Source organism: Pseudoalteromonas ardens, assembly GCF_030125445.1.
Lineage (GTDB): Bacteria > Pseudomonadota > Gammaproteobacteria > Enterobacterales > Alteromonadaceae > Pseudoalteromonas > Pseudoalteromonas ardens.
The window spans coordinates 176,855-188,378 of the sequence record NZ_JASJUV010000010.1 but is presented as its reverse complement, the minus strand read 5'-3'; the positions used below and the strand labels follow the sequence as shown (position 1 = coordinate 188,378).

Sequence of the window (11,524 nt, the reverse complement as noted above, 5' to 3'; positions counted from 1 at the left end):
AGCTCGGGTCCAGTGGGACATACGCACCACCGGCTTTCAGAATCGCCAGCTGAGCCAGAATATACTGGATAGAGCGTGACATGCCGATGGCCACCAGACTGCCCGGGCCCACCCCCGCATTACGCAACCACTGCGCCAGCTGATTCGCCTGGCAGTTGAGCGTGTCATAGCTCAGGCTCTGACTGCCCATTTCCAGTGCAATGTGCTCAGGGTACTGAGCTGCCTGCTGCTCAAACAAACCATGAATTGAGGTCTGCTGAAACGCTGTCATGTCCGGGGTTGCGTACACCAGTGCCGCTGCCTGATCCTGTTCGGTGAGCATCTCCAGCTGGTCTACTGACTGCACCTGGCTCTCACACAAACTCCGCAGTAGCACCCCGAAACGCGCCGCCATGTCGGCTATCCGTTCACGGTCAAAAATGTCCGTCGCAAAGTTAAAGTTACAACACACCTTGTCGCCACTGTGTTGTTGATACTCAGTCACTGTCAGCATCAGCTCAAACTTCGCCACTTCCTGATCCGACGACAACGGCGTAAAGGTCAGCTCTGAGCGCGCTGCCCGCGCATCTTCTTTGACCTGCAAATAGTTCATCATGATCTGGAATAGCGGTGTATGCTGCTGACTGCGCTCAGGGCTGAGGGATTCAACCAGGGACTCAAAAGGAACATCCTGATGCTCCTGCGCGGTCAGGTTCACCGCTTTCACTGCCTGTAAGAACGCTTCAACGGAAGCCTGCGGGTCCACGTCCAGTCGCAGCACTAAGGTGTTCACGAAGAAACCTATCAGTGACTCCAGCGCCTCATGTCGGCGATTCGCAACCGGAGTGCCTATCACAATGTCCCGCTCATAGCTGTGCTTTGACAACAGCAGTGCAAAGGCCCCGTGTAACACCATAAACAAGGTCATGTCATGGTCTCGTGCCAGCTGTTTAAGATCATGTAACAGCTCAGCATCAAGCCACATGCTGACGTGGTCACCCTGATGGCTCATCCGCGCTGGTCTGGCTCTGTCCAGTACCAGTGAATGGGTCGCCGGCAACTCGGCCAGCTGAGTACACCAGTAATCACGCTGGCGTTGCAGCTCCTCTCCATTTAACCAGCTGCGCTGCCACAGCGCATAATCGGCATACTGAACCTCAAGCGGCGGCAAAATCTCAGACACAGGCTTACCCGCGCCCTGACCTTCCAGTAAGGCTCCGAACTCTCGCATCAGGACTTCCATGGACACCCCGTCCGAGGCGATGTGATGCAGGGTCAGTAACAACACCTGCTCTTGCTCACCACACACCAGCAATCTTGCCCGCAACATGCCATCCTGACTCAGGTCAAACGGTGTAATGGCTTCGTCGTTAAGCGCCTGCTTGATGTATTGCGCTTGTTGCTGTGCATTCAGGGAAGTTAATGACACCTGGGCGACTGTAAAGTCACCGGGCGCATGGATCACCTGCCCAGGCAGCTCGCCCTGTTCACAATAGGTGGTCCGCAACACTTCATGGCGGGCAACAATTTCCGTCAATGCCTGCTCAATCAGAGTTGCCGGTAAGGTCCCGGTAATACGTAGGGCCAGAGGCATGTTATATAAGTTACTGGGGCCCTGTAATTGCTCGATAAACCATAAGCGCTGCTGCGCGAAGGACAATGGCATATGATCTGCTCTGGGCTGTGCAACCAGTGGCGGCAGCTTAGCACTTGCAGCTTTAGCAAGCGCACTCGCAAGACTGCGGATCGTCTGGTTATCAAACACCGCCCGTACCGAGATTTCACGTGCCAGTTTAGCGCGGATCTGTGTCACTAGTCGGGTGGCCAGCAGCGAGTGGCCGCCGAGTGCAAAGAAGTTGGCAGTGACACTCAGGCTGTCTGTTTCGAGTCCTAACAAAGCGGCCCAGATAGTAACCAGTGCCTGCTCGGTTGAATTAGCTGGCGCAACATACGCAACTTGCTGAGCAAGCCTGTCTGGCTGAGGCAGTGCGCGTTTATCGATTTTACCATTGGCTGTCAGTGGCCATTGCTCAAGACAAATAAACACCGACGGTATCATATAGGCGGGTAACCCCTTCGCCAGCTCGGCCGTTAGCCATTCAGAAACAGCATCTGAGCGCTGCAATGTGTCCAGAGTGACATAAGCAACCAGTTGCTCAACACCCTGATCATCTGTTACCGAGCTTACCAGGCTGGAATTAACGCCCTTGATGGCATCAATCTGTTGCATGATTTCACCAGGCTCAATCCGATAACCTCTTACTTTAATCTGATCATCGGTACGCCCCATAAACAACAACTTGCCATCATCTGAGTAGCGTACCAAATCTCCAGTGCGATAAAGACGACCAGAGCCAAATGGGTTAGGGATAAATCTCTCTGCACTCAGCTCGGGCTGATCAACATACCCCAATGCTACACCGGCACCACCGATATAAAGCTCACCGGGCACGCCAATAGGTGCCAGCTGATTGCCACTGTTCATCACAAAGCAGCTCACGCCCAATAACGGCTCACCTATAGTTGGTTCCTCGCCAGCTATCACGCACCAGGTACTGTCAACACAACATTCTGTCGGGCCATAGACATTGAGAGCCACACGCCCCGTCTGCTGTTGCCATTCAACCAGGCTTTGCCACAAGGTTTCTGTAATTGCCTCTCCACCAATCACCAGATCGGGAAGGACATCTGCCAGTCCCTCACTCAACCATAAACTCACCAGACCCGGGGTACAATCCAGAACTTCAATGCCAGTGCGGGCGATCACCTGCCTGCATGCTTCAGCATCGAACTTTTGTTCATCATCTAGAATGGTCAAAGCAGTCCCTAAAAGAAGCTGTGACAACCCTTTCAGGGACGCATCAAAACCGTAAGAGACCGTCAACCCCCAACGGCGCAATGAAACGGGCCAGCTATGGATATTGAATGCCAGATTTAACAGTGCACCGTGAGATACCTGAACGCCCTTTGGCTGACCGGTTGAGCCTGACGTATAAATAATATAGGCAGGTGAATCAGACTCCAGCCTGACATCAGGCAACGTCTCTGGCAGCGCATCCCACATTTGACTGTCACTGAGCGATACGCCGCTGACGACCAGTTCTTCTGTAACTCGCCCCAGATAATGCTGATCAGTGACGACCAAAGTTAGTGCGCTGTTTTTCGCCATATAATTCAGGCGCTCTGAAGGATGCACCGGATCTAAGGGAACATACACACCACCGGCTTTGAGAATACCCAGCATACCAACTATCAAATCGGCGCTGCGCTGGGTCATCAAACCAACAGCCTGCCCAGGCTGAACCCCTGAACGTTGCAGGTAATGTGCTAACTGATTTGAACGACGTGACAACTGTGCAAAACTCAACTCATATATACGTTCACCTTGCACGTAGGTGACGGCACTCTGCTCCGCATGTTGCTTTGCAGCGCGCTCAAAAGCATCGAGTAAAGAGCCGCTTTGGCGTATCTGCTGTTCTTCCCTAGCCTGAGCATGCGCTATTACTTGTTGACGTTCAGTTTTGTTTAGCAACGATAATTTCGCGATCGCCGTGTTCCGGCTACTTTGTGCCATCTCACCGAGTAAACAAACAAAATGGCTGGCCATACCGGCCATCCGTTCGCGGTCAAAAATATCCGTCGCGAAATTAAAGTTACAACACACCTTGTCGCCACTGTGTTGCTGATACTCTGTTACTGCGAGAGTAAGATCAAACTTAGCGACTTCTCGGTCTGACGACAAAGGCGTAAAGGTCAACTCTGACTGATCAGCACGCTCATTCTCTTTAGTCAGCTGGTAGTTCATCATCACCTGAAATAAGGGCGTGTGCTGCTGACTACGCTGAGGGCTGAGGGCCTCAACCAGGAATTCAAATGGAATATCCTGATGCCCCTGTGCGGCCAGGTTAACAGCTTTGACGTTCTGTAAAAACGCCTCTACTGATGCCTGCGGATCAACATCCAGTCGTAGTACTAAGGTGTTAACGAAAAAGCCGATCAGTGATTCCAGCGACTCATGTCGGCGGTTCGCAACCGGTGTGCCTATCACGATGTCCCGCTCATAGCTGTGCTTTGACAACAGCAATGCAAAGGCCCCGTGTAACACCATAAATAAGGTCATGTCATGGTGTCGTGCCAGCTGTTTAAGATCATGTAACAGCTCAGCATCAAGCCACACGCTGACGTGGTCGCCCTGATGGCTCATCCGCGCCGGTCTGGCTCTGTCCAACACCAACGAATGCGTCGCCGGCAACTCGGCCAGCTGAGTACACCAGTAATCGCGCTGGCGTTGCAATTCATCTCCACTTAACCAATCACGCTGCCACAGCGCATAATCGGCGTACTGAATTTCAAGCGGCGGTAAGATCTCAGAGACTGGCTGGCCTGTGGCAATGCCTTCTAACAAAGCACCAAACTCTCTCATCAGTACGTCCATAGAAACGCCATCTGAGGCAATGTGATGCAATGTCAGCAGCAACACCTGCTCTTGCTCACCACACACCAGCAATTTTGCCCTGAGCATCTGGTCTTTATCCAGGTCAAAGGGGTGCGCTGCTTCTGCTTTTTGTGCCTGTGCAATGTAATCCGCGCGCTGTGTGTCATCCAGATGATTTAACTTTTCTAAACCCAGGGTGAAAGATACTGAATCATGAACAACCTGTATCGGTTGCTCATTGTGCTCGGTATAGGTGGTGCGCAGCACTTCATGACGGGTAACAATTTCTGCCAGTGCCTGTTCTATCAGCGAGGCGGGTAAAGTGCCCGAGATACGTAAGGCAAATGGCATATTGTACATACTGCTGGGGCCCTGCAACTGTTCGATAAACCACAAACGCTGCTGAGCAAAAGACAGGGGCAGAGGTGCTTCTTTTTTATCTCGTACAGGAATAGCTGAGACAGTAGCAACCTTTACGCTTTCTTCCTCTTGTGCCAAACAGTCTATCAAGGCAAGCTTGTTTTTCTTTATTATTTCAATCAAAGCGGGTGTCATAGCACCCGGCTTTGATTTAGTCTTTAGTTGCCCATTTTCTTGCCATATGACAATACCTGCCTGATACAGGTTAGAAATAATCTTTCTAACTTCAATGTGTTGCATCTTTTACCACTCAAAATATTCTAATTCTTGTTGTTCTAATTCTTGTTGTTCCAGTTCTTGCTGAACTGTTTGTTTAGAGTGCGCCAAATCGATCAATGACGCGATGGCTTCAATGGTCGGTTCGCGATATATCGATTCAAGAGATAATTCCAGTGAGAACTGGTTCTTCACTTTTGTCATCAGGCGCACCATCAGTAATGAGTGACCGCCCAATGCGAAGAAATCTCCACTAATGCTAAGCTGCTCAGAGGGTAAAGAAAGTAACTCAGCCCAGGCGGCAACCAAAAAGTGCTCTGTTTGTGTTTGTGGAGCAACATAAGCCCCCTGTTGCTGAGACAGGTCTGGTTCAGGCAGAGCCTTTCTGTCTATTTTGCCATTCGGTGTCAGTGGCCACTGGGTCAATATGGCAAAGGCTGCTGGGACCATATACTCAGGCAAGACCTGATGTAATTGCAGTCTGATACGTTTAATCAGCTCAGCCTCTTCATGTGACGTGGTGGCAATGACATATGCAATCAAACGTTGATGACCCGCACTATCCTCACGCGCCATAACCAAACAGGAGTCAACGGACTCATGAGCCGATATCTGCTGCTCAATTTCACCTAACTCAACACGAAAGCCCTGGATCTGCACCTGATCATCAATACGACCGACAAATTCAAGGTTCCCCTCTGGCAGATAACGGACCAAATCACCAGTACGATAAAGGCGTGCTGTCGAGTCGCTGGAAAATGGATCAGGGATAAAACGTTGCTCAGTCAGTTCTGGGCGATTCAAATAACCCTTCACAACTCCCTGACCACCAATATACAGCTCCCCGATACACCCAAACGGCGCCAGTTTAGGCTGCCCACTCGCAGCCGTCATTGTGCTCATGACATACAAACTAACATTGTCATTAGGTCGCCCAATAGGCAAAGTATGATACTCGGCTTGGTTATCCTCTACTTCATAAGTACACGCGATATCAGTACCTTCTGTAGGCCCATACATATGTACCAGACGAGTATGTGTTTGTTTAAGCCACTGAGTCAGGCGTGGTAACATGAGGTTCTCACCGCCAATCAGCACCGTTCTCAGGCTATCAAGTCTGGTATCTTGTGCCTGGTTAGTAGCCTCCAATAGCGGATAGAAGGCACTTGATGCACAATTAAGTATGGTAACTTGCTGCTCAGCTATTGTGGTCGCTATCAGTTCCGGGTCGTATACTGCAGCCGTTGCAAAATGAATACTGGCACCTACCATCAAGGGGGCTAAAAGGTTTTTCTGACTCATGTCAAAACCCGGGCCGCTGATCGCGATGACCTTATCGTGTTGCGTTAAATCATATTTGCGAATGTACCACTGCAGCAGGTTATTGACATTGTGGTGGGCAATCGGCGTCCCTTTGGGTAAGCCTGTTGAGCCGGAGGTATAAATTACGTAACACAAGTCCGCCATTGACGCTGCCGTCGCGTCAACACTAGGAGACTGTGTACTGCAAGCTTGCAACAAGGCCGTATCGTCCAGACAAGTAATGCTGTGTTGCCCTGCTGGTAAACGTGCTTTCAACGCATTCAGTGTAACAACTTGAGATAACCCGGCATCTTTGACCATATGGCTCAAACGCTCTTTCGGATAAGCCGGATCCAAAGGTAAATATGCTGCACCGGCTTTGAGGATCCCAAGTAACCCAACCATCAGGCCAAGACTGCGTTCCATACATAAGCCAACGATACTATTTGGTTTCACCCCTTGGCTGATCAGGTAATGCGCAAGCCTGTTTGACGCTTCATCCAGAGCCTGATAGGTCATTTGCTCAGTGCCTATGGTCACTGCGACCTTATCAGGCATCAGCGCTGCTTGCTGCTCAAAGGCTCGATGAACCAGTGTTTCTGTCGGGTGCGCTACCTGGGTATTATTCAGTGAGTGTACCAGGCGCTGTAATTCAGGCTCCGGTAATACCGGCAAGTCGGCTAGCCTCGACACCTCAGTCAGGCCATTCAGTAACACTGCAAAACGTTCCGCCATCGCTGCAATGGTTGTCCGGTCAAATAAATCTTTGGCATAACTAAAATGACACTGTAAAGCTCCCTTATCAGCATCGGTATGCTCGATCAGCGTTAAGGTCAAATCAAACTTTGCCACGCTCTCTTGAGCACTAAGCGGTTCAAACTCTAGTCCACTGTGATCCTTCGTACTGTGCTCAGATGCTTGTAAATAGTTGAGCATAATTTGGAATAATGGACTGTGTTGCTGACTACGTTCTGGATTTAATTGTTCGACCAGTAATTCAAACGGCACATCCTGATGTTCTTGTGCAGCCAGATTGACCGATTTAATACGCTGTAAATATTCCGCCAGCGACAGTTCGCTGTCGACATCTACACGTAAAACTAAAGTGTTGACGAAAAAGCCAATCAGAGATTGCACTGCCTGCTCAGTACGATTAGCAACCGGTGTGCCTATCACGATATCCTGCTGATAACTGTGATGTGCCAGTAGCAGAGCAAACGCACCGTGCATTAACATAAAGGTCGTTACACCATGGCGTTGAGCCAGCTGTTTTAGCTGTTGTAGCGATTCTTCACTGACCCAGATTTCAAGTTCTTCCCCCTGATGACTCATCACATTCGGGCGAGGCCGGTCAAGCGCCATTGAGTGGGTTACTGGAAGTTCAGCTAACTGCTCAAGCCAATATGCTAATTGCGAATCTAACGCATCACCTGACAACCAATCTCGCTGCCAACGAGCATAATCCGCATATTGAATATCCAAAGGAGGCAACACCTCTGCTGCACTCACGCCCGCGCTCAATGCGTCATAAAGTTGTCCCAACTCTTTCATCAGCACTTCTTTAGAAACACCATCTGACGCAATGTGATGCAGTGTCAGCAATAACACAAAGTCCTGCTCACCACACAACAAAACACGACCACGCAACATGGTATCAGTCGCCAGGTTAAAGGGCTTTGCTGCCTCCTCCTGACACGCCTGAGCAATTTCCAGCTCGCGCTCGGCGTTGCTCAGATGGCGCAGATCAACCTGAGATAATGAAAAGTCTGAAGCCGGATTAACTTGCTGAACTGGCTGCTCATCTTGCAATACATATGTTGTCCTGAGCACTTGATGACGCTCAAGAATACAAGCTAAAGCCTGCTCAATTTTAGCGATATCGCAGCGACCGCGTACCCGGGTTGCAAAAGGGATGTTGTACAAAGCGCCAGCGCCTTGCAACTGCTCGATGACCCATAATCTCTGCTGTGCAAATGATAAAGGCGCAGGATCTGTGCCCTGGTAGGGCAGAATAGGTGGCAAACTGGTTATGTCTGACTGTTGTAGTGCCTGTGCCAAAGTACGTATAGTGGGGTAGGCAAAAATATCCCGTACCGACAATTCGCGTTGGAATTGACTGCGGATCCCCGCAATGAGTCGAATCGCTAACAGAGACTGACCCCCGATTTTAAAGAAGTCGTCATCAATACCGACTTCATCCAGGTTCAGCAAAGCTTGCCACAATGCAGCCAGGCGGATTTCCATATCTGTCGTCGGTGCCTGAAAATCAGCCCGAGAGGCACTTTGTCGTTCAACCCTCACAAGCGCAAGTCGGTCTACTTTACCACTGCGTGTAAGGGGTAGCGTATTGAGCTGAAGAAAAGCAACGGGTCGCATGTAGTCTGCCAGATTTGACGCCATATACGCATTTAATGCTTCAAGGTCCAGCGTTTGTTTATTCGCCATCACCACATAGGCGACTAAGTCCTCCGCCCCCTCTGCCTCATTGTCCGGCTGTGCCACGCGCGGCTGTAAGCGAACAACCGCTTGCTCAATATCAACATACTGACTCAGTACAGCTTCTATCTCACCTAGTTCAACCCGAAAACCGCGCAGCTTAACTTGTTCGTCACCACGGCCAACATACACTATTTCTCCATCAGCCTGATAATATGCTAAGTCGCCGGAGCGATATAAGCGCTGTCCAGGCAAGCCAGAAAAGTCATCCGGAATAAATTTTTCAGCGGTAAGTTCAGGCCTTTGCCAATATCCTCTGGCAAGCGTATCTCCCCCCAGATACAACTCACCTACCACCCCGATACCTGCCAGTCGGCCTTGCTCATCGACAACATAGCCGTGCGCACCAGCCAGCGGTTTACCCACCGGACTGGTCGACAAAGAGGTCGCTGCTAATTCATGTGTTAATATTCCGACCGTTGTTTCTGTTGGTCCATAGTGGTTGACAATCTTCAGCTGCGGACGAAGGGCTCTGATCTCCTCCACCAGCGCTACGGGCAAAGCTTCCCCACCTAATACCAGGCATTCAGTTGGCAACAAGCGCTCCGGTTCCTCAACACTCATAAGTGCTCTGAGGTGGGAGGGGACAATTTTAAAACAACTGACCGGATGTAATTTAAGGTGCTGTGCTAAAGCATCAGCATTGACAGCCATATCTGACGGTAACATACGCAGAGTACGGCCTGTCAGCACAGCACCAAACAAAGCCGTGTGTCCCAGGTCCGTTGCCGGACTGGCAAGTGCCAACATACTCGCATTGGTCGTCAGCTCAAGACGGCGATGTACGGTCTCGACATAGTTGCTCAACGCACGATGGCTCACCCCAACGCCTTTCGGCTGACCCGTTGAACCAGAAGTATAAATCAGATACGCGAGTTGTTCAGGAGCAACGGTAACCGGCGTGTATGTATGGCCCTGTGGAACCCAGTTATCAACCTCAATACAGGTTGCCAACTCGCCCACCTGCGCAGCGAAAGATGATTCTGATAACACCCACTTGCATCCCGTATCGGCCATGATGTAGGCAATTCGCTGTGCCTGCAACTGCGGATCGAGTGGCACATACACAGCGCCAATCTTCAGTAGTGCCAGCAAACTGATCACAAGGTGTTCGTTGCGCTCAGTGCAAACAGCCACAGGCATTTCCTGTCCGATCCCCTGTGCCTGTAAATACCCAGCCAACTGCTGAGCACGCATATCTATCTGTGCATAAGTAAAGCGCTGGTTGTGTGTTTCTAACAGGACTTGTTCGCCCTTGCGCGTCACAATGTCAGCAAAAATCTCTGGTGCACTGTAAGATGACAGTGCCAGTTTAGGTGTCATACTCGCACGCATGAGCTGCTGCTCATGCTCACTGACAGCATCCAATGCACTCAATGGCATTCTGGGGTTAACCATTAACAATGCCAGTGCACTCGTCAGCAATTGCGAGAAACGATGAGCAATAAGCTGTATTGCTTGATCATCAAACAAACCACCATCGTAATATAACTGGTAGCGCAATTGGTCATGCACACGCTCACAATTAAGGCGTAACTCAAACAGCTCGCCACTCCCTTGTGCAAGGATGGGAACCGCACTCAGATCACGTAAGTGAGTGGTCGCGAAACGCGTATAACTAAATCCATAACGAGCCAGGCACGCGCCTTCTTCATATCCCGCAGCCTGACTGTTGAAATATTCACTGTGATCCTGATGCGCAACTAAGCGATTGTGATTTTCTTTGCATACTGTCAATACCGGGCTGTCTGGTGTGTAATCAACCACCAGGGGAAGATAACGACACAACACCCCCATAAACTCTGCTAATTCTTCTTGCCGGGACTCTGCTGCCACGCCCAGGCTAACCCCCTGCCAGTCACTGTAACTGGCAAGCAAGCACTGCCACAGGGTCACTAATATACTTTCTTCTGTCAGGTTATGTTGAGATGCGAACTCTTCGATCTGTTGTGCAGCACGCGTGTCTACAGTAAATTCCGTCCGCCCCAATCGCATATCAGTTGCTGCGCCAGGATCGACCTCGGTTGCCAGCTTCAGGCGTTGCTTGGTTGATACTTTTGGCTGTTGTTGCCAATACGCCCTTTCCTGGGCAAATTCATCGGATAACTGAAGCTCATTTAACCAGTTTGCGACATCAACCATTTGGATAACTTCATCCTCGTCATTCGGGATATCCAAATAGCAAGAGAGCAATGCCTCAAGCAAACTACTTAACCCTTTTACGTCAAAGGAAATTGCTGGTGCAATCAGCTGTAAATAACACGCTTGATCTGCTGACTGATATACATTCACACGTAACAAAGCATCATTTTGCAGATCAAATTGCAGCTCTGCCTGGGCAAACAGTTGCTGATAATTGGTTTGTTCTGGTTCCCAGTCAAACAGGTTTAGAACAATATGGGCTTGGGGGTTAATGACTTGCAGTAGCGCTTTGAGACCTGCGGGCCGAACATACTGGGTGCGAATAATTTCGCACTGCTCAACCAGCCTGTCTAGCGCCCCCTGCAACTTTCCTACGTCGATATTCCCTTGGATCCGCCAACAACAATGAACATTAGGAAGCGAACCAATTGCGTGATCGGAAGCCCATTTAATCTCGTCAAGTCTGGTTTGTTGTGGCGAAAGAGCATAGCCATTGTCGACTAGGTTATTATTATTATTGGTCATGTTGTTCAT

Annotated in this window: 2 protein-coding genes; both read right to left on the bottom strand. The window is 50.1% G+C overall.

What is annotated here, in order from left to right:
* On the bottom strand, window positions 1-5,074 hold a 5,074-nt coding region (locus tag QNM19_RS22540), incomplete at its 3' end, for a non-ribosomal peptide synthetase (RefSeq protein ID WP_284027242.1).
* A 3-nt stretch (window positions 5,075-5,077) separates the two neighbouring features.
* The gene (locus QNM19_RS22535; RefSeq protein WP_284027241.1) at window positions 5,078-11,515 is read right to left on the bottom strand and encodes a non-ribosomal peptide synthetase; all 6,438 of its coding nucleotides are present in this window, start codon (window positions 11,513-11,515) and stop codon (window positions 5,078-5,080) included.
* Window positions 11,516-11,524: the final 9 nt, after the last annotated feature.